Source organism: Bradyrhizobium sp. HKCCYLS3077 (assembly GCF_051167555.1).
Taxonomy (GTDB): Bacteria; Pseudomonadota; Alphaproteobacteria; order Rhizobiales; family Xanthobacteraceae; genus Bradyrhizobium.
In genome coordinates this window covers 48,376-66,356 of sequence record NZ_JBNPTH010000001.1, presented here as the reverse complement: position 1 = coordinate 66,356, position 17,981 = coordinate 48,376, and the positions used below count along the sequence as shown (strand labels likewise).

At 66.9% G+C, this 17,981-nt stretch carries 16 protein-coding genes; 11 read left to right on the top strand and 5 right to left on the bottom strand.

Annotation, left to right across the window (positions count from 1 at the left end):
- The first annotated feature begins 7 nt into the window (after positions 1 to 7).
- The 8 genes from ACQR0Z_RS00325 to ACQR0Z_RS00290 all read left to right on the top strand — a co-directional run bounded on the left by ACQR0Z_RS00325 (position 8) and on the right by ACQR0Z_RS00290 (position 8,958).
- Positions 8 to 1,963 carry an ABC transporter ATP-binding protein/permease gene (locus ACQR0Z_RS00325; protein ID WP_434917328.1) on the top strand — a complete coding sequence of 652 codons (1,956 nt, stop codon included), beginning with the start codon at positions 8 to 10 and terminating at the stop codon, positions 1,961 to 1,963.
- 117 nt (positions 1,964 to 2,080) lie between these two features.
- The gene (locus ACQR0Z_RS00320) at positions 2,081 to 2,908 is read left to right on the top strand and encodes an FkbM family methyltransferase (protein ID WP_434917989.1); all 828 of its coding nucleotides are present in this window, start codon (positions 2,081 to 2,083) and stop codon (positions 2,906 to 2,908) included.
- 88 nt (positions 2,909 to 2,996) lie between these two features.
- Positions 2,997 to 3,482 carry a pyridoxamine 5'-phosphate oxidase family protein gene (locus ACQR0Z_RS00315; RefSeq protein ID WP_434877722.1) on the top strand — a complete coding sequence of 162 codons (486 nt, stop codon included), beginning with the start codon at positions 2,997 to 2,999 and terminating at the stop codon, positions 3,480 to 3,482.
- Positions 3,482 to 3,700 carry a hypothetical protein gene (locus tag ACQR0Z_RS00310; protein ID WP_434857914.1) on the top strand — a complete coding sequence of 73 codons (219 nt, stop codon included), beginning with the start codon at positions 3,482 to 3,484 and terminating at the stop codon, positions 3,698 to 3,700. Before ACQR0Z_RS00315 ends, ACQR0Z_RS00310 begins: the two co-directional genes overlap by 1 nt.
- A 243-nt stretch (positions 3,701 to 3,943) precedes the next feature.
- Positions 3,944 to 6,136, top strand: a complete 2,193-nt coding sequence (locus ACQR0Z_RS00305) for an OmpA family protein (RefSeq protein ID WP_434917327.1) — start codon at positions 3,944 to 3,946, stop codon at positions 6,134 to 6,136.
- A gap of 255 nt (positions 6,137 to 6,391) precedes the next feature.
- Positions 6,392 to 6,937: a hypothetical protein gene (locus ACQR0Z_RS00300; protein WP_434877720.1), complete on the top strand. Its 546-nt coding sequence runs from the start codon at positions 6,392 to 6,394 to the stop codon at positions 6,935 to 6,937.
- A 2-nt stretch (positions 6,938 to 6,939) separates the two neighbouring features.
- Complete coding sequence (locus tag ACQR0Z_RS00295) at positions 6,940 to 7,740, top strand: EndoS/ChiA family endoglycosidase (RefSeq protein WP_434917326.1); 801 nt, start codon at positions 6,940 to 6,942, stop codon at positions 7,738 to 7,740.
- 204 nt (positions 7,741 to 7,944) lie between these two features.
- On the top strand, positions 7,945 to 8,958 hold the full coding sequence (locus tag ACQR0Z_RS00290) for a lipase family protein (protein WP_434917325.1): 1,014 nt from the start codon (positions 7,945 to 7,947) through the stop codon (positions 8,956 to 8,958).
- Positions 8,959 to 9,033: 75 nt separating this feature from the next.
- Here the strand turns inward: ACQR0Z_RS00290 and argG are convergent, their stop codons facing one another.
- The 5 genes from argG to ACQR0Z_RS00265 all read right to left on the bottom strand — a co-directional run bounded on the left by argG (position 9,034) and on the right by ACQR0Z_RS00265 (position 13,881).
- Entirely contained in the window at positions 9,034 to 10,371 is a 1,338-nt protein-coding gene (gene argG / locus ACQR0Z_RS00285) for an argininosuccinate synthase (RefSeq protein WP_434917324.1), read from the bottom strand.
- A gap of 103 nt (positions 10,372 to 10,474) precedes the next feature.
- Positions 10,475 to 11,257 carry a phosphatase PAP2 family protein gene (locus ACQR0Z_RS00280; protein WP_434917323.1) on the bottom strand — a complete coding sequence of 261 codons (783 nt, stop codon included), beginning with the start codon at positions 11,255 to 11,257 and terminating at the stop codon, positions 10,475 to 10,477.
- A gap of 39 nt (positions 11,258 to 11,296) precedes the next feature.
- Positions 11,297 to 11,779 (bottom strand): hypothetical protein, encoded by a 483-nt coding sequence (locus ACQR0Z_RS00275; protein WP_434857906.1) that lies wholly within the window; start codon positions 11,777 to 11,779, stop codon positions 11,297 to 11,299.
- A gap of 165 nt (positions 11,780 to 11,944) precedes the next feature.
- Positions 11,945 to 13,156 (bottom strand): 23S rRNA (adenine(2503)-C(2))-methyltransferase RlmN, encoded by a 1,212-nt coding sequence (rlmN, locus tag ACQR0Z_RS00270; protein WP_434917322.1) that lies wholly within the window; start codon positions 13,154 to 13,156, stop codon positions 11,945 to 11,947.
- A 116-nt stretch (positions 13,157 to 13,272) separates the two neighbouring features.
- Positions 13,273 to 13,881 (bottom strand): invasion associated locus B family protein, encoded by a 609-nt coding sequence (locus tag ACQR0Z_RS00265; RefSeq protein WP_434857904.1) that lies wholly within the window; start codon positions 13,879 to 13,881, stop codon positions 13,273 to 13,275.
- Between the two features lie 235 nt (positions 13,882 to 14,116).
- On the opposite strand from ACQR0Z_RS00265, the gene ACQR0Z_RS00260 reads away from it, so the two are divergent.
- The 3 genes from ACQR0Z_RS00260 (at position 14,117) to ACQR0Z_RS00250 (ending at position 17,933) form a co-directional block, all read left to right on the top strand.
- Entirely contained in the window at positions 14,117 to 15,091 is a 975-nt protein-coding gene (locus ACQR0Z_RS00260; protein WP_434917321.1) for an NADPH:quinone oxidoreductase family protein, read from the top strand.
- Positions 15,092 to 15,590: 499 nt separating this feature from the next.
- Complete coding sequence (locus tag ACQR0Z_RS00255; protein ID WP_434917320.1) at positions 15,591 to 16,616, top strand: hypothetical protein; 1,026 nt, start codon at positions 15,591 to 15,593, stop codon at positions 16,614 to 16,616.
- Positions 16,617 to 16,760: 144 nt separating this feature from the next.
- A complete protein-coding gene (locus tag ACQR0Z_RS00250) occupies positions 16,761 to 17,933 on the top strand; it encodes a TAXI family TRAP transporter solute-binding subunit (RefSeq protein WP_434857901.1) in 1,173 nt (390 codons plus the stop codon).
- Positions 17,934 to 17,981 lie beyond the last annotated feature (48 nt).

The window sequence follows — 17,981 nt, the reverse complement described above, 5'->3', positions numbered from 1 at the left end:
TCGCGCCATGGGACAGGTTCAGGACATCGCGCGGCCCGCTCGGGAAGAGTCGGAAAAACCTCCGATCGTCGAGATTGCGGCCGAAAGCGGTGCCCATGTCGAGCCGCCGCCGCCTGAACTGGTGGAGCCCGACCCGGAGCTTTCGCCCGAGGAAGCCGAGCAGCTCCGCAAGCGCTACCTGCTGACCCGCTTCTGGATCAGCGCCCGCGGCTTCTGGGGCAAGAGCGGCGACCGGCTGGCATGGATGTTCACCATCGGCCTGCTGCTGCTGATCGTTGCGACCGTTGCGGTACAATACGGCATCAATGTCTGGAATCGGTCGATCTTCGACGCGATCGAAAAGCGCGATTCCGCCACCGTCTTCCATCTCACGGCGATCTTCTTCCCGCTGGCGATCGGCAGCGTCGTGCTCGGCGTCGCGCAGGTCTATGCCCGCATGGGCATTCAGCGCCGCTGGCGCGCCTGGCTGACCAACAGCGTCATCACGCGCTGGCTCACCAGCGGACGCTACTACCAGCTCAATCTCGTCAGCGGCGACCACAAGAACCCCGAATACCGCATCGCCGAGGATCTGCGCATTGCCGCGGATTCGCCGGTCGATTTCGTCGCCGGCGTGACCTCGGCGCTGCTGTCGGCGGCCACCTTCATCGTCGTGCTCTGGACCATCGGCGGCGCGCTGACGCTGCATCTCGGCGGCACCGAGATCACGATCCCGGGCTTCCTGGTGATCGCGGCGATCGTCTACGCCGCCATCGCCTCGGGTTCGATCATGACGATCGGCCGCCGCTTCGTGCAGGTCTCCGAGGACAAGAACCAGGCCGAAGCGGACTTCCGCTACACGCTGACCCGCGTCCGCGAGAATGGCGAGAGCATCGCATTGCTCGGCGGCGAGAGCGAGGAGCGCGCCGGGATCGATCGGACGTTCGGCAACGTGCTGCAGCAGTGGGCCCGGCTCGCCGGCCAGCACATGCGCACCACGCTGGTCTCGCAGGGCTCGAGCCTCATTGCCCCCGTGGTGCCGCTGTTGCTGTGCGCGCCAAAATTCCTCGACGGCAGCATGACGCTCGGCCAGGTCATGCAGGCGGCGAGCGCGTTCACGATCGTGCAGACCGCGTTCGGCTGGCTGGTCGACAACTATCCGCGCCTCGCCGACTGGAACGCCTGTGCCCGCCGCATCGCCTCGCTGATGATGTCGCTCGACGCGCTGGAGCGGGCCGAGCAGGGCGACGGTCTCGGCCGCATCAAGCGCGGCGAGACGACCGGTGATGCGATGCTGAGCCTCAACGACCTCTCCGTCACCCTTGATGACGGCACGGCCGTCGTCGGTGAAACCGAGGTCGTGGTCGATCCCGGCGAGCGGCTGCTCGTCGCCGGCGAATCCGGCACCGGCAAGAGTACGCTGGTCCGCGCCATCGCCGGCCTCTGGCCGTGGGGCGGCGGCAGCATCAATTTCCATCCCGACCGCAGACTCTTCATGCTGCCGCAGCGGCCCTATGTGCCCTCCGGCAGCCTGCGTCGCGCCGTGGCCTATCCCGGTGCCGCCGAGGACTGGAGCGTGGAGCAGGTCGGCGAGGCCCTGCAGAAGACCGGGCTCGATCATCTGAAGGAGCGCATCGAGGAAGAGGCGCCGTGGGACCAGACGCTTTCCGGCGGCGAGAAGCAGCGCCTCGCCTTTGCGCGGCTGCTGCTGCACCGTCCCGATATCGTCGTGCTCGACGAGGCGACCTCGGCGCTCGACGAGAAGAGCCAGGACCGGATGATGGAAATGGTGACGACCGAGCTGCCGAAGGCGACCATCGTCAGCGTCGCGCACCGGGTCGAGCTCGAGGCCTTCCACAGCCGCAAGATCGTGCTCGAACGCCGCAAGGGCGGCGCCAAGCTCGTGAGCGACATCGACCTGATCCCGCGCAAGGGCAAGCGGCGGTTGATCGGGCGCTTCCTGCGCCAGCGCAAGGCGGTGTGAGCCGAGCCTCGCATTCAAGCTCTCGTCGCTGCGGGGTCACAAAGCCGCCATCTCAGCCGCATTGGAGTGCCCGGCAAAACCGGCTATCACTCGCCGCCCCATGTGCAGGATGCGACCTTGACGCCCGACAACGACCCTTCTCCGCCGCCCTTCGGGACCTTCGCTCCCAACGCCGCCCAGTCGCTGGTGATCCGGCTGGCGCATGGCTCCGGGCTGAAGCGCGGCGCGTTCCGGCCGATGCTGACGCGCGCCCTGAATCTGCTCCGCGCAGGTCCGGTGGATGTCGGCTACCAGGGCGCGAATTTCCGCCTCTATCACCAGGTCAGCGCCACCGAGCGCGGCGCCGTGTTCAATCCCGACTACAATCGCGAGGAGCTGGATTTCCTGCGCAGCCATCTGCCGGCCGGCGGCGTGGCCGTGGATGTCGGCGCCAATGTCGGCACCTTCGCGCTGCCGCTGGCGCGTCACGTCGGCCCCGATGGCCTCGTGATCGCGATCGAGCCGCATCCGGTGACGCATGCGCGGCTCCGCTTCAACCGCGACGCCTCGGGACTGTCGCAGGTCAGGCTCGTTGCGGCGGCGGCCGGCGACAGCGACGGCGAGGTGATGATCGAGACCGACGGCGACAATCTCGGCGCCAGCCATATCGTGGTTGGCACGGCCGGCGCGGACGCGTTCAAGGTGCCGTCGATGCGGTTGCAGGCGATTCTCGACCAGGCCGGCGCGACCAGGGTCGATGTGCTGAAGATCGACGTCGAAGGCTTCGAGGATCGCGTGCTGATCAGCTTCTTCCGCGATGCGCCCGCAGCGCTGTGGCCGCGCGCCGTCGTCATCGAGCATCTGTCGCGCGACGAATGGCGGCAGGACTGTCTCGCGGACATGATCAGCCGTGGTTACCGCGAGGTCGGCCGCACCCGCAGCAACACTCTGCTGGTCCGCGGCTGAGACCTCACGCCGCTCGCTTTCCTGCGCGGTTTCCGGAACATCGCAGGCACGCCCCGCGTTACCGCCCCTGACATCCAGGGAGCGAACCATGAGCAATGACGACACGCGCGATCAGGATCGCGTCTGGGAGCTGATGAAGAAGATCACCTTCGCGATGCTGGTCACCCGCGATGGCGACAGACTGCGCGCGCGGCCGATGAGCGCCTATCTCCAGCGCGACGAGAACATGATCTACTTCCTGACCGACGCCCGTCACCACAAGGACGAAGAGATCGCGCGCGCGCCGCAGGTCAACCTGTCCTTCGCCGATGCAGGCGCCCAGAAATACGTCTCGCTGACAGGCACCGCGGCGATCTCGAACGATCGCGCCAAGATTCGCGAGCTGTTCACGACGACCGCCAAGGCGTGGTGGGACAGCGCCGAGGATCCGAACATCCGCCTGCTCAAGATCACGCCCGACGACGCCGAATATTGGGACTCGCCCGGCACGGTGGTCAGCTACATCAAGATGGCGGCCGCAGCCGTGACCAATACGCGACCCGATCTCGGCGATAACCGCAAGGTGGCGATGTGATGCCGATCGAACCGCCCGAGATCCCGCCGGCGACGCCGGGCCGCCCGGTCGAGCCGCCGCCGGAAGATCCGGTCGGCAATCCCCAGCCCGACATTCCACCGCCGATGCACGAGCCCGATGCGCCGGCGCCGCCGCGCGAGCTGCCGGGACAGACACCGGACGAAATCCCGGGGCGTGGACCGCTCGGTCCGACGACGCCCAGTCCGGTCACGGATTGACCGCGATTGAACCTTCATCATGATGCAGACAGGAGGGCCGGCCAAGAGCCGGCCTTTGGCGCGTCGTGTTCCGCCAACCCTTTGAAATTCAAGACTGAATGTAACATGAATGGCGGCGGCCGCGCGGCTGTTTCGCGTCGAAATAAATCCCCCCGCAGATTTGAACTGCGCCACAATCCAGCCTAACGCATAAACGTTGATCACTCCGTGCTTCAAAAAGAACGTTTCGGGATACCAAAACACATGAGCAAACTTCGCGTTCTGCTGCTGGCGACGACCGCGCTGTCGGCGATGCAACTGACGAGCTCCGGATCCTTTGCGCAGAGCGCGCCCATGGTCGTTGCGCAGGGGCAGGGCGGCCCCGGCGGCGAGGTCGGTCCGGACGGCCGGCCCAAGCCGCCGCAAGGTCAGCCGCAGCGCCCGGGTGCGCCGGGTGGGGCGCCGCCTCACCAGGCTGCGCCGCCAGCTCCACCGCCGCAGGCGGCCCCTCCGCGTCCTGCTGCACCACCGCCTCCGCCGCCCCCGCCGGCTGCAGCGCCGCGCCCCGCACCTGCCCCGCCGCCGGCTCCCCCGCGGGCCGAACCGCCGCGTCCGGAGCCGCCGCGCCCCGCACCGCCGCCGCCGCGGGCTGAACCGCCTTCACCTCCGCCGTCGCGTCCGACGCCGCCGACGCCTCCCGCCGCTGCGCCTCCGGCGCATTCGCCGGCGCCGCCCCCGGTCGTGCGTGAGCCGCCGCGCCCGGCGACTCCGCCCGCGCCGCCGCCGCCCGCCGCAGCCCCGTCGCGCCCGACACCGCCCGTTCCGCCCACGGCTGCGCCGCCATCTCCACCACCGGCGCCGCCGAGCGCAGCCCCGAGCTCGCAGCGGCCCGGAGCGCCGCCGCCGGCTGGCGCGACGCAGCCACCTCATTCCCCGCCCCCGCCGCCGGCCGCCACCCCGTCGCCACAGCCTTCCGCGGCCCCGGCAGCGCCGCCGCAGCCGCCGCGTTCGGGCCCCGGTCAGCCCGGCGAGCGGCCTCCGGGGGAACGACCTGCCGGAGAACGGCCGCCAGGCGGCCGCCCCGGTGCCGGCGGTCCTCCGCCTGGTGCCCCGCAAGGTGGCCTGCCGCCGCGTGGCGCACCGACGCCGCCGGCCGGCACGGTCGCGCCTGCACCTGGCGGATCGCCGTCGCCGGCAACGCCTCCGGCCGCCCAGGCGCCCTCGCCAGGGACGCCACCGTCGCCCGGCACTCCGCCGGTTGCCGGCAACCCGCCGCCGGGCGGTGGCCGTCCGGGCCTGCCTCCGGGCGGCCCCGCTGGTGCTCCTGGGACGCCGCCCCCGCCTCCCGTGGCCGGCCCAGGTGGCGGACCCGGTGGGGCGCAGGCCGGACCGGGCGCCGTGCCGCCGGCCGGTCCTCCGGCGATGTCCAACCGGCCGCCGCCGCAGGTCGCAGCACCCATTCCCGCGCCGCCTCCGCCGACGCCGCAGCAGCTCACGCCCATCGCGCCGGGCGCGCCGATGGCCGGGCCGCAGCGGCTCGAGGACTTCCGCGGCCAGCGCCGCGAGGTCCAGGAGGGCGGTCGCACGCTGATCTACGAGCCGGGCCGCGTCATCGTGCGCGATCCGAGCGGCCAGGCCTTCGTGCGTCACGATGAGCTCGAGCGCTTCCGCTACGGTGCCCGCGACATCCGCGTGCAGCAGGAGCGGGGTGAGACGCGCACCGTCGTGATCCGTCCCGACGGCAGCCAGATCGTGACGATCACCGCGCCCGACGGCCGGCTGCTCCGCCGCATCCGCCGCGACATCGGCGGACGCGAGATCATCATCATCGACAACACCTACCGCGATCCGCAGGCGGTCGGCGGCTTCTACGTCGATCTGCCGCCGCCGGAGATCCGCATCCCCTACAACCGCTACATCGTCGACGCCGAGGAGGCGCCGCCGGATGTCATCTACGACACGCTGATCGCGCCGCCGGTGGAGCGCGTGCAGCGCCGCTACTCGCTCGACGAAGTCCGCTACTCGCCCTCGGTGCGTCAGCTGATGCCGTCGATCGATCTCAACACGATCACCTTCGAGTCGGGATCGTGGGAGATCGGGCCGGACCAGGCGGCGAAGTTGCAGGTCATCGCCGACGGCCTCAATCAGGCGATCCAGCGCAATCCGCGCGAGGTGTTCCTGATCGAGGGCCACACCGACGCGGTCGGCAACGAGACCGACAACCTGTCGCTCTCCGATCGCCGCGCCGAATCGGTCGCCACCCTGATGACGCAGCAGTTCGGCGTGCCCGCCGAGAACCTGACCTCTCAGGGCTACGGCGAGCAGTACCTGAAGGAGCAGACCCAGGGACCAAGCCGCATCAACCGCCGCGTCACGGTCCGCCGCATCACGCCGCTGCTCAACGGCGGCCAGGCGGCGCTGCCGCCGCCGCCTCCGGGCGTGGCGCCGCCGCGGTGAGGCGGGGCGATTAGTCGAGAATGAAAATGGCCGGGAGCGATCCCGGCCATTTTTGTTTGTCGAGGTGAGCCGCTTTGCCATCCCCTTGCGGCGGCCTGCTCACGCTTCACGAAGCGTCGTCTCCGAAGCGCTCCAAATTGACTCAACTCATCATCACGCACCCTTGACTATACAATCTGAGGGTGTTGAGCGATCTTTACGCCATTACTTGTCGCGTCTCGATTACATCGATCATTTTCATTCAGGAGATTCATCATGCCGCTGTTGTCCGCATTTGAAGTGCTTGCCGAGACTCTCGTCCCCGACGGCATTCTTCCTCCCGGCGCCGCCAATCCCTTCCTCATCCAGGGCTACTGGGTGCAGGTGTCGCTCGTGCCCGGCGCGTCCGTCTCCTCGGTCTACTACAACGTCATCTTCGAGGAGACGACCGACTTCAATCAAGGCGAAGGCAAGAGCAGCCTGATGGCGCAGTTCATCGACGCCGCGGGCAATGTCGAGATCTACCAACAGTTCTTCGCCTCGACCGGGCGCGGCTTCCTCAACCAGCAGATCAACGCCGGCCAGACCATCATCTACGGCGTTCAGTGCATTCCATCGACCGTGACGCAAGGCCAGTCTTTGCCGCAGGGCGGAACGGGTTGGCGCGGCACGGTGCGCATTGACGCCAATATCAACGGCAATCTAATCGCGACGCCGACGCAGCGGCTGTTCTATCTCAACGGCGATTCGATCACGTCGTCCACGCCGCTCGACGCCGTCGTCTATCCGGTCCCGACGTTCACCGGCGGCACGCGGATCTGATCATGGCCCAGCAAACTTTCACGGCCTTCTGGCTCGGATATATTCCATCCGGGCCAGGGCACGGGCCGCTGCTCGCGGACACACCGTCCTATGTGGACGTGCTGATCCTCGCCTTCTCGAACCTCTTCCCGGGAAATACGACCTGTCAGGCGTTCCTGCAGAAGTCGAACACCGGGGACAGCATTCGCGCCGGCATCGCCTCGCTGCGCCATACGGCGCCCAACATGAAGATCCTGCTGTCACTGATCGGCACGCCGCAGCCGCCAGTGGGATGGAACACCGGCATCACGGATCCCGATCAGTTCGGCGCATGGTGCGCCTATCTGGCCGACCAATGGAATCTCGACGGCTTCGATATCGACAACGAAGATCTGGACAGCTTCCCCGGCCAGCAGTTCGTCGACACCGTGACCGGCATGCGCAAGGCCATGCCGAACGCGATCCTCACGCTCGATACCTATCTGTTCGATCGTGACAAGGACGTGATCAGGCAGCTCGCGTCGACGCTCACCAGCATCAACACGATGGCCTACTTTCGCGACTTTACATCGATGACGCAGTTGGTGGAGCAGTACGCGACCGTGATCAGCCCGGACAGGATCTCGATCGGCGTGAAGTCCGACAAGGTCGGTCCGATCACGCAGGGCACGTCGCTGGAGGAGACCAGGCAGCTCTGCCGCTGGAATCCCAGCGCCGGCGCCAAGCGCGGCATGATGCTCTGGAATGTGTCATCCGACATCGAGAGCATCACCGGCAAGCCGGATGGCAGCTGGACGCGTACGATCCACGACAACCTTCCATGACGACCTCGGGCGCCGGCTTCGGCCGGCGCCTTCTGCCGATCCTGCCAGCGCAATCGCGCGAGATGCGTCGCGCGAACGAGCCTGCGCGGGCACGCGAGCGCGATCAGCCTCGCCGCATCGGAATGATTGACGATGTTGACCACATTTCTCCATGCCGCCGGCGCGCCTCTGCGTGCTGGTGGCCTAGACGGGAGCACGACATTGATGTCAGAAGCTGTCTCTTCTCCGCTCGTCCCGCCGGTGTCCGACGCCGTGCTGATGACCCTTGCAGGCATCGCCTACGGTGCGCCGGGATCGATCGCAACATATCTCGCGCAGGATACCCTCACCGCCGACGACTGGCGTGTCGTCTGGCTGGCGGCCCCGCCGGACCCGCCGGATAACTTCGCCTTCATCGCCTACAGCGAGCGCACCAAGACCTATGCGATCGCGATCCGCGGCACCTACCCCAACCCGTTCTCGCCGGCCTATTGGGACGATGGCGACGAGGACAGCCCGTTCGGCGACATGGTGGAGTGGCCGGCTGCGCGCGGCGCCAAGATCTCCGCCGGGACCAGCAAAGGTCTGACCAATCTCCTGGCCCTGACCGACCAGGCCGGCGTCACGCTGCAAGACGCGGTCGGCCGTCTGCCTGCCGGCAGCCGGTTGGCGGTGACCGGGCACAGCCTGGGCGGCACGCTCGCGCCCGTGCTCGCGCTTTCGATCGTCCAGCGCAGCCCGGCGCTCGATGTCTATGTCAGCAGCTTCGCAGGGATGACGCCGGGCAACACGGCGTTCGCCGCGCTGTTCGGCAGCGGCTCGCCGTTGGAGGGCAGGGTGCGCCGGGTCTATAACACCTTGGATACGGTGGCTTACGGCTGGAATGCCGTGTGGGCCACTCACGACTTCTATCAGCCTGCGCCCAAGGGCGGTCCACTCGTTGCAGCGATGCTGTTGGCGACCGCGGCCCGTCTCGAGCTCGGCGGCTATCATTATGCGCCGATCGGCACGCCGGTGGCGCTGACGGGCAAGGTGCAGCCGATCGTGATCGGCTGTGAGCTCGTCGCCTATGTCATCGAGAATCTGCACCAGCACATGCCGGATACTTATCTGTCTCTGCTCGGCGCGCCGCCGCTGCCGTTCTCTATCGTGCTGGCGTCCGTGGTCATGCCACGAGCGAATCCGGTGGCTGCAACCCAGCCGCTGTCGGCACGGCCGCCCGTCGTGCACCTCGCCTGAAGCGAGTCCTGCAAATGCGAATGGCCGAGAGTGGTCCCGGCCATTCGTCATGTGCCGCGCTCTCGGCGGATTCGCTCAGCCCTTGTCATGCCCGAGCTGGAAGATCTGCGCGCCGTCCGATCCCGACAGCAGGCCGGTGTCCGAATAGAGCTTCAGCTTGGTGCGGGTGTCGGCGATGTCGAGGTTGCGCATGGTGAGCTGACCGATGCGGTCGGCCGGCGTGAAGGCGGCGTCCTCGACCTTCTCCATGCTCAGCCGCTCCGGCTGATAGGTCAGGTTCGGGCTCTCGGTGTTGAGGATCGAGTAGTCATTGCCGCGGCGCAGCTCGAGCGTCACCTCGCCGGTGACGGCGCTCGCGACCCAGCGCTGCGCGGTCTCGCGCAGCATCAGGGCCTGCGAGTCGAACCAGCGGCCCTGATACAGCAGGCGGCCGAGCTTCATGCCGCTCATGCGGTACTGCTCGATCGTATCCTCGTTGTGGATGCCGGTGACGAGACGCTCATAGGCGATGTGCAAGAGCGCCATGCCCGGCGCCTCGTAGATGCCGCGGCTCTTGGCTTCGATGATGCGGTTCTCGATCTGGTCGCTCATGCCGAGGCCGTGACGGCCGCCGATCGCGTTGGCTTCGAGGAACAGCGCCACCGCGTCGCTGAAGCTCTGGCCGTTCAGCGCGACCGGCTGGCCCTCCTCGAAACGGACGACGACCGTCTCCGGCTTGACCGCGCAGTCCTCGCGCCAGAACGGCACGCCCATGATCGGGTTGACGATGCGGATGCCGCTGTTGAGGTTCTCGAGATCCTTGGCCTCATGCGTCGCGCCGAGCAGGTTGCTGTCGGTTGAATACGCCTTCTCGGCGCTCATCTTGTAATTGAAGCCGTTGGCGGTGAGGAACGCCGACATCTCGGCGCGGCCGCCGAGCTCGTCGATGAACTGCTGGTCGAGCCACGGCTTGTAGATCTTCAAGCTCGGATTGGTCAGCAGGCCGTAGCGGTAGAACCGCTCGATGTCGTTGCCCTTGTAGGTCGAGCCGTCGCCCCAGATGTTGACGCCGTCCTCCTTCATCGCGGCGACCAGCATGGTGCCGGTCACGGCGCGGCCGAGCGGGGTGGTGTTGAAATAGGTGATGCCGCCGGTCGAGATGTGGAACGCGCCGGACTGGATCGCGGCGATGCCCTCGTGCACCAGCTGGGTGCGGCAATCGACCAGGCGCGCCTTCTCGGCGCCGAAGCTCATTGCCTTGCGCGGGATCTCGTCATAGTCGGACTCGTCGGGCTGGCCGAGATTGGCGGTGTAGGCGAAGCAGCGCGCGCCCTTCTGCTTCATCCAGAGCAGCGCGGCGCTGGTGTCCAGCCCGCCGGAGAAGGCGATGCCGACTTTCTCGCCCGCAGGCAGGCCTTTGAGGATCGTGGTCATGGGGAGTCCAACCGGTGTTGATGGCCGTTTCGTTGCCGAAATTCGGGCGCGGATAGCAGATTTCGCCCCGGGGGGCACGCGATTAATCTCAGGCCGGCCGCGCTCAGGCGGCGGGGCTGGTATCGGCCTCGCGGCGGCGGCCGAACAGCCGGCGCATCAGGCGGAAGCCCGGCATGGCGAAGCGGGTCAGCGCGGCGTCGACGCCGGCGTCGGTCAGGCGCGTCGACGGCCAGCGGTAGATGTAGCCATGGGCCAGCCAGATCACGAAAAAGGTCACGAGCCCGGCGGCGGCGATGTCGGTGAAGAAATGGCCGCCGAACGCCATGCGCAGCACCGAGGTGGCGAGGCCGAACAGCACGGCGGCGGCATAGGCGACGGGGCGGATCGCGGGTGGCGTCAATGCGGCCGGGGCGAGCGTCCAGAACGCGGTGGCGCCTTCGCCGGAGAAGAACGAGCAGTTGCGGCCGCAGCCGCCGCGCGGATCCCAATACGGCACGAACTGCATGTCGCCGCCGAACTCGGTCACCACGACCGGGCGCGGGCGGCCCCAATAGGATTTGAAGGTGAAGTTGGTGAGCACGCCGGCCGACAGCGTCAGCGTCAGCAGCAGGAAGGCGATGGTGCGGCCCTTGATCAACAGCGGCCGGTCGGGGCGGATCAGCTTCACGACCAGTGCGATGATCGAGGGCAGCGCGAGCCCCCAGGCGATCCACATCGCGGCGTCGCGCGCGAAGGCGGCGGTGCCGTCGAGCTTGAGCGGGAAGCTGCGCGTGTGCGGATCGTAGAACAGCGCGGCGAGCTTGAGGTCGAGCTCGGGATAGACGCCGAACAGCACGCCGATGACGAGTGCGAGCGATAACGCGATGAAGAGTCCGTTGCGGTTCATGGCGCGCGGTTTAGCGAAAGCCGATGGCGATGGAAAGGCTCACCGCGGCGATCCCGAGGGCAGCGGCGGAGGGGGAGCCAATCGCGGCGGCTCGCGCCAGCGTCCGGCATTGCGGCCCGCGATCAGCCAATAGATCAGGCCGCCGAGGATGCCCGCGCCGGTCAGGATCTCGAGCTGGCGGCGGACGATGCCTTCGAAGTGCAGCGTTTCGGGATCGAACGGGATCAGGCCGAGATAACAGGCCGCGCCGACCAGACCGCCGCCGATCGCATAGGCGAGCACGCTGCGGATCGAAAATGCCTCGGTGATGAGCGCGATCAGCAGCGCCGGGATCAGCGCAAAGCCCGACACGAAGATGAAGCCGAAGCCGATGACGACCTGGAACGCGCTCTGGTCGATCGGTCCGATGCCGATGTCGGAGAATTCCGGGATCAGGATCGCGGTGACGACGACAAGCCCCGCGACGAAGCTTGCGAGCAGGAAGCCGAACGCAATCACGATGAGTCGGCCGATCAGCGCCATGGCGTCAATCTCATGTCAGACATGAAAGTGCTTCTCTCTCATTCGTCATGGCCGGGCTTGACCCGGCCATCCATCACTTAAGAAAATCCAGCGAAGAAGGATGGATGCCCGGGTCAAGCCAGGGCATGACGACGCGTCGTGTCGCTATAAGCACGAAAAAGACAACTAATCCGTCATCGCCATCGCGCGCAGCGCCTGGCGCTCCCGCGCCGACAGCTTCTCGGTCTCCGATTTCAACTGGCCGCAGGCGGCGAGGATGTCGCGGCCGCGCGGGGTGCGCACCGGCGAGGAATAGCCGGCGTTGAAGACGTATTCGGAGAATTTCTCGATCTGCTCCCAGTCCGAGCATTCATAGGCCGAGCCCGGCCACGGATTGAACGGGATCAGATTGATCTTGGCTGGAATGCCCTTCAACAGCTTGACCAGCAGCCTGGCATCGTCGAGCGAATCATTGACGCCCTTGAGCATCACATATTCGAAGGTGATGCGCCGCGCGTTCGACGCGCCGGGATAGTCGCGGCAGGCTTGCAAGAGCTCGGCGATCGGATATTTGCGATTCAGCGGCACCAGCTCGTTGCGCAGCTCGTCGCGCACGGCATGCAGCGAGATGGCCAGGGCCACGCCGATCTCTTCGCCCGCGCGCTTGATGTTCGGCACCACGCCGGACGTCGACAGCGTGATGCGGCGGCGGGAAATGCCGATGCCCTCATTGTCGGAGACGATCAGCAGCGCATCGCGCACCGCATCGAAATTGTACAGCGGCTCGCCCATGCCCATCATGACGATGTTGGTGATCAGGCGATTGCCGTGCGGCGTCTCGCGGTCGGCCCAGTCGTTGAGCCGGTCGCGCGCCACCATGATCTGGCCGACGATCTCGCCTGCGGTCAGGTTGCGCACCAGCCGCTGGGTGCCGGTGTGGCAGAACGAACAGTTGAGCGTGCAGCCGACCTGCGAGGAGACGCACAAGGTGCCGCGGTCGGTCTCGGGGATGTAGACGCACTCGACCTCGTGGGCCTTCTGCAGGCCGTCGCCGCTTGGCAGCCGCAGCAGCCATTTGCGGGTCCCGTCATTCGAGATCTGCTCGGCCACGACCTCGGGACGGTCGACCGTGAAGCGCTCGGCCAATCCGTTGCGCGTGTCCTTGGACACCGACGTCATCTCGTCGAAGGATCTGGCGCCGCGGAAATACAGCCAATGCCACAGCTGCTGCACGCGCATCTTCTGCTGCCGCTCCGGCACGCCGATCTCGCCGAGCCGCGCCGCGAGCTCGGCACGCGACAGACCGATCAGCGACGGCTTCGCCGGCGGCACGTAGGTTTCGAGCGGAATCTTTTCGAGGGGCGCGGCGCCGTCGCGCAGCCCGGCAGTCGTTGCCATGTCGATGGGCCCAAATTGCTGCCCGGCCGTCGCGGCCGAAGGCGTTCAGCGGGTCTATATAACAATTCGGCCGGCAAATGCGACCGGTCTGGCCGCCGGCGGTATCAGCCGGCCGTTCAGCGCCGGCAATCCTGGGCGATGCGGTCGAGCGCCTGGGCGAGGCCCTTCAGCGAGAATACGTCGGTGGTCTCGGTTCCCTTGGCTGAGACACCCTTCACCACCGCCTCCGGGGCCTTGCGCATGGCTTCGACCATGCGTTCCTCCTCGGCGGCGTTCTTGATCCAGAGCCCGTCGCCCTGCGCGTACATCGAATAGGACGCGCCGCCGACATCGAGCGAGCCGTCGGTGCCTGGTTTCAGCGCGTAGCCGATCATGATCGACACCTCGTTGACAACCTTCTCGGAGGGCCGGGTCGAGACGAAGGCATAGGCGGGATCGCGCGGACGGTTGGGCGGGTTGGTCTTGGACGAGGCCGGCTTGGCCAGCGCGAAGCACACCTTCTTGCCGCCGGGCAAAGCGGTGTAGGCGCCCCAGCCACCGAATTGGCCGATCAATGTCGGCTCCGCGCCGCCGATGCTCGGCACGGCCGGCTTGGCGTCCGATTTCGGCGCGGCCTTCGGCTGCGGAGCGCCGGCCTTCGATGCAGAACCCTGCGCCGCCGCGAGGCTCGGCACTCCGACCAGCAGCGCGCCGCCGACCAGCGCTGTCAACAATCGCCCAAACATGATGTGCTAAGTTCCCCCGCGACTTCGTTCCACCAATATTGTGACTGGAAAATGGCCCGGAATCGCTGACCTTGAACGCGATGGATAGCGGCTAAATGCTTCGCTTGCAAAGCCGGTGCATCGCGATGGCCGGCCCGCGGCCCATGCCGTCATCATGGATTGTGGCGCGCCGGCAAATCCGGCATGACGTTCCCAAGCCGGATCCAAGCCGGCAGCAACGAAACAAGGAGCGCCCATGAAAGCCATTCTCTGCTCGCAATTCTGCCAGCCCGACGATCTCGTCTTCGCCGACGTGCCCGATCCGGTGGCCGGCGCCGGCGAGGCTGTGATTGCGATCAAGGCTGCGGCGCTCAACTTCTTCGACATTCTGATGATCCAGGGTAAGTACCAGATCAAGCCGCCGTTCCCGTTCTCGCCGGGCGCGGAAGTCGCAGGCGTGATCGAGAGCGTCGGCGATGGCGTGACCGACCTGAAGGTCGGCGATCGCGTGGTGGCCTCCTGCGGCCATAACGGCGCGCGCCAGAAGATCGCGCTGCCGGCAGCGTCGATCGTCAAGATTCCGGACAATCTCGATTTCGACCGCGCTGCCGGCATCATCATCATCTACGGCACGGCCCTGCATGCGCTCGAAGACCGCGCCAGCCCGAAGCCTGGCGAAACGCTCGCCGTGCTCGGTGCGGCTGGCGGCACCGGACTGGCCGCCTGCGAGCTCGGCAAGCTGATGGGCCTCAAGGTGATCGCCTGCGCATCCTCCGACGAGAAGCTGGAGTTCGCCAGGCAGCATGGCGCCAGCCTGACGCTGAACTATGCGAAGGAGGATCTGAAAGAGGGGCTGCGCCGGCTGACCGACGGCAAGGGCGCCGACATCATCTTCGATCCCGTCGGCGGCACGTATGCCGAGGCGGCGCTGCGCTCGATCGCGTGGGAAGGCCGCTTCCTGGTGATCGGCTTCGCGGCGGGCGACATTCCGAAGATGCCGCTGAACCTGGCGCTGCTGAAGGGCTGCGATATTCGCGGCGTGTTCTGGGGCGCCTGGACCCGGCTCAACCCGGCCAAGAACCGCGCCAATCTCGAGAAGCTCGTGCAGTGGACCGCCGAAGGCAAGCTGTCGTCGCATGTCGACCGCACGTTCCCGCTGGCGCAGACCGCCGATGCGCTGAAGGTGCTGGCCGGTCGCCAGGCAATGGGCAAGGTGATCCTGCATCCGTGACGGGATGAGATGCTGCGGCTCGGGCCTGCCTGGCCCGGGCTCGCGGATGTGGTCTGCAGCACGCCCGCACTCATCCGTTACGCGAAGGATGGATCGTGATGGACGGCGTCGTGACGGCGATACGGCGCAAACTTGTCGGACTATCGTGCGATAGGCGCATTCTCGCGGGCGCACGATGCAACCTCAGGCCGCAAATCCGAAAACGAGCGTTTCTTGGTTAACGCAACCTCGGCACATTGTGGCAAGGTTAATAGTATGACTTTCTCGTTGTAATCTCGATGTTTCCAGGTTTTCCGCCGCCCGATATCGCACGTGCGTCGTCACAATCAGATCAAAATATTTCCAGAATCATGCCGGCTCTCGTCCACTTTTAGTCGGATTCAATTAGTCAATTAGTTGTCGGCAGTGGGGTGCCTCTAGCAATCGTGACGTGTCTCGAGCTTCTGGCGGGCTTGGGACTCAAAGTTTGTTGCGTGAAGTTGAGATGGGGATGAAGGCCATGGCTGAGCGGACGACGCGTGGACGGTTCAACGAGCGGGCTCCTTCCGGCCCCGACTACAGGCCCTTCCCTGACGATCCACCGCAGGAGCGTCCGTCGAACTATCGGTTCGGCCGGTCGACCCAGGACAACTATCCCAACGACGAATCGATGCCGATGTTCCTGTCGGAATATGACGGCGGCAACCAGATCGAGAGCACGGAGTTCGAGGACCAGTGGCCGGTCCGGACACGCCGGACGTCGATCTCCTCGCGCATCCTGCTTGCGGTCGTGGCCGCGGCCGGCGTGGCCGTGCTGTTCGCGCTGGTCACATCGGATGCGACCCGCGATCTGATTGCCTCGGCGAAGGCGTCGATGATCGGCGCCACGCCTGATCCGACGGCGCCGCCGCAGCCGACCAACACCCAGCTGACCGCGCGCGACATGCAGCTGAACGAGCCGGCCCGGTTGCCGCCCGAGCCGCCGGCCGCGGCCGCGACGCCGGTGCAGACCGCAGCCTTGGCGCCGACACGCGACGACATCGCCAACGCCTACCAAACGGCCCTGCAGAACCGCGCCGTGACGCAGCCCACGCCATCCGCGGCCGCGCCGAGCTTTGCGACGGCGCCCTCGGCTCCGGTGCCGTCGGCAGCGGCCCCCGCCGCGATGGTGCCGTCCTCGATCACGTCGCCCGGTGCCGGATCGGCGATCACCGCGCCGGGGCTCGGCGCCGTGACCGCGGCTCCGCCGCCCGCCCAGGTCCGCCGGCTCGATCCGGATGAACTCGCGGGCATCATGAAGCGCGCCAAGAGCCTGCTCGCCGCAGGCGACATCCCGCCCGCCCGCCTGCTGCTCGAGCGCGCTGCCGAGGCGCAGGAACCCGCCGCTGCCCTGATGCTGGCGCAGACCTACGATCCCCACGTGCTGGGAACGAAGGACATCCGCAACATCAACGCCGATCCGGCGGCGGCTCGCAACTGGTACCGCCGCGCCGCCCAGCTCGGTTCGGCCGAGGCGCAGCGCCGGCTCGACCAGCTGCAGAATTGAAGCTCGTGACGGCAGCGATGCCGTCCCGTTTGATTTTTTTGTTTCACGCATGATTTTCGAGCCGTTCATGGCCGCGCCGGGAGAGTCCGGCGCTGCGCGCGTGCCGGCCCGCAATCATGTGCCAGCCTTCACCGAGGGGGACACATGCGACGTCTGTTTGGAGCGGCCCTGGCCGCAGTGATGATGGCGTGCGGTTTCGCCGCCCACGCCGAGGAAAGCGAGTTCGATCCCGCCAAGGTGAGCGACAGCCTGAAGGCGATCTTTCAGTTCGGCTCGGTGCAGACCAAGCAGGCACTGAACGCCAACACGGTGACGCTCATCACCGGCACCATCGGCGGCACCTATGTGCAGTTCGGCGCCGACCTCGCCTCGCTGCTCGACGACGGCAACAGCCTGCGCGTGCTGCCAATCGTCGGCCGCGGCTCGGTGCAGAGCGTCGCTGACATCCTGTTCCTGCAGGGTGTCGATCTCGGCGTGGTCCGCGCCGACACGCTCGACTATCTCGAGCGCAAGGGGTTCGCCAAGGACATCAAGCGGCAGTTCACCTACGTCACCAAGCTCTACAATGAGGAGATGCAGGTGATCGCGCCGCGCGCGGTCCGCACCTTGCGCGACCTCGAAGGCCGCCGCGTCAGCGTCGACCTGCCCAATGGCGGCACCTTCGTCACCGCGCTCACGGTGTTCGAGCGCCTCGGCCTGCGCGCGAATTTCGCCTATATCGAGCAGCGCATCGCGATGGAGAAGCTGAAGCGCGGCGAGCTCGATGCGGTCATCGTCGTCGGCGGCAAGCCCTACAAGTCGGTCAGCAACTTCGTGAACGACGGCCGCTTCCACCTCGTCAATGTCGACTACGACCGCCCGCTGCAGACCGACTATCTGCCGGCGACGCTGACGGCGAAGGACTATCCGAACCTGATCGCCGAGGGTGAGAAGGTGGATACGATCGCGGTGCCCGCGGTGCTTGCCGCCTATAATTGGGCGCCGAACACCGACCGCTACCGCAAGCTCGCGACCTTCGTCGATGCGTTCTTCACCAAATTCCCGGCGTTCCAGAACCCGCCCTTCCATCCGAAGTGGAAGGAAGTGTCGCTGTCGGCGCCGCTCGCCGGCTGGCAGCGCCTGCCCGCCGCCAGCAAATGGCTGGAGAGCCACGCGATGGAGGGCGCGCAGCGCGATCGGTTCGACGACTTCCTGAAGCAGAGCAACGCCGGCAAGGCGCTGCCGAGCGAGGCCGATCGCGAAGCCTTGTTCAAGCAGTACCAGGCCTGGGAAGCCGAGAAGACCGGCAGCGCCCGCGCCCAGGCGCGCGGCCGCTGACGAGACCGCCCGCCGGGCACGCCTCGGCTCTGTCGGCATGAACTGAAA

What these genes read in the sequence shown, in the direction of transcription:
- ACQR0Z_RS00325 (WP_434917328.1), top strand. Translation starts at nt 8, where the DNA reads ATGGGACAGGTTCAGGACATCGCGCGGCCCGCTCGGGAAGAGTCGGAA.
- ACQR0Z_RS00315 (WP_434877722.1), top strand. Translation starts at nt 2,997, where the DNA reads ATGAGCAATGACGACACGCGCGATCAGGATCGCGTCTGGGAGCTGATG.
- ACQR0Z_RS00310 (WP_434857914.1), top strand. Translation starts at nt 3,482, where the DNA reads ATGCCGATCGAACCGCCCGAGATCCCGCCGGCGACGCCGGGCCGCCCG.
- ACQR0Z_RS00305 (WP_434917327.1), top strand. Translation starts at nt 3,944, where the DNA reads ATGAGCAAACTTCGCGTTCTGCTGCTGGCGACGACCGCGCTGTCGGCG.
- ACQR0Z_RS00300 (WP_434877720.1), top strand. Translation starts at nt 6,392, where the DNA reads ATGCCGCTGTTGTCCGCATTTGAAGTGCTTGCCGAGACTCTCGTCCCC.
- ACQR0Z_RS00295 (WP_434917326.1), top strand. Translation starts at nt 6,940, where the DNA reads ATGGCCCAGCAAACTTTCACGGCCTTCTGGCTCGGATATATTCCATCC.
- ACQR0Z_RS00290 (WP_434917325.1), top strand. Translation starts at nt 7,945, where the DNA reads ATGTCAGAAGCTGTCTCTTCTCCGCTCGTCCCGCCGGTGTCCGACGCC.
- argG (WP_434917324.1), bottom strand. Translation starts at nt 10,371, where the DNA reads ATGACCACGATCCTCAAAGGCCTGCCTGCGGGCGAGAAAGTCGGCATC.
- ACQR0Z_RS00280 (WP_434917323.1), bottom strand. Translation starts at nt 11,257, where the DNA reads ATGAACCGCAACGGACTCTTCATCGCGTTATCGCTCGCACTCGTCATC.
- ACQR0Z_RS00275 (WP_434857906.1), bottom strand. Translation starts at nt 11,779, where the DNA reads ATGGCGCTGATCGGCCGACTCATCGTGATTGCGTTCGGCTTCCTGCTC.
- rlmN (WP_434917322.1), bottom strand. Translation starts at nt 13,156, where the DNA reads ATGGCAACGACTGCCGGGCTGCGCGACGGCGCCGCGCCCCTCGAAAAG.
- ACQR0Z_RS00265 (WP_434857904.1), bottom strand. Translation starts at nt 13,881, where the DNA reads ATGTTTGGGCGATTGTTGACAGCGCTGGTCGGCGGCGCGCTGCTGGTC.
- ACQR0Z_RS00260 (WP_434917321.1), top strand. Translation starts at nt 14,117, where the DNA reads ATGAAAGCCATTCTCTGCTCGCAATTCTGCCAGCCCGACGATCTCGTC.
- ACQR0Z_RS00255 (WP_434917320.1), top strand. Translation starts at nt 15,591, where the DNA reads ATGGCTGAGCGGACGACGCGTGGACGGTTCAACGAGCGGGCTCCTTCC.
- ACQR0Z_RS00250 (WP_434857901.1), top strand. Translation starts at nt 16,761, where the DNA reads ATGCGACGTCTGTTTGGAGCGGCCCTGGCCGCAGTGATGATGGCGTGC.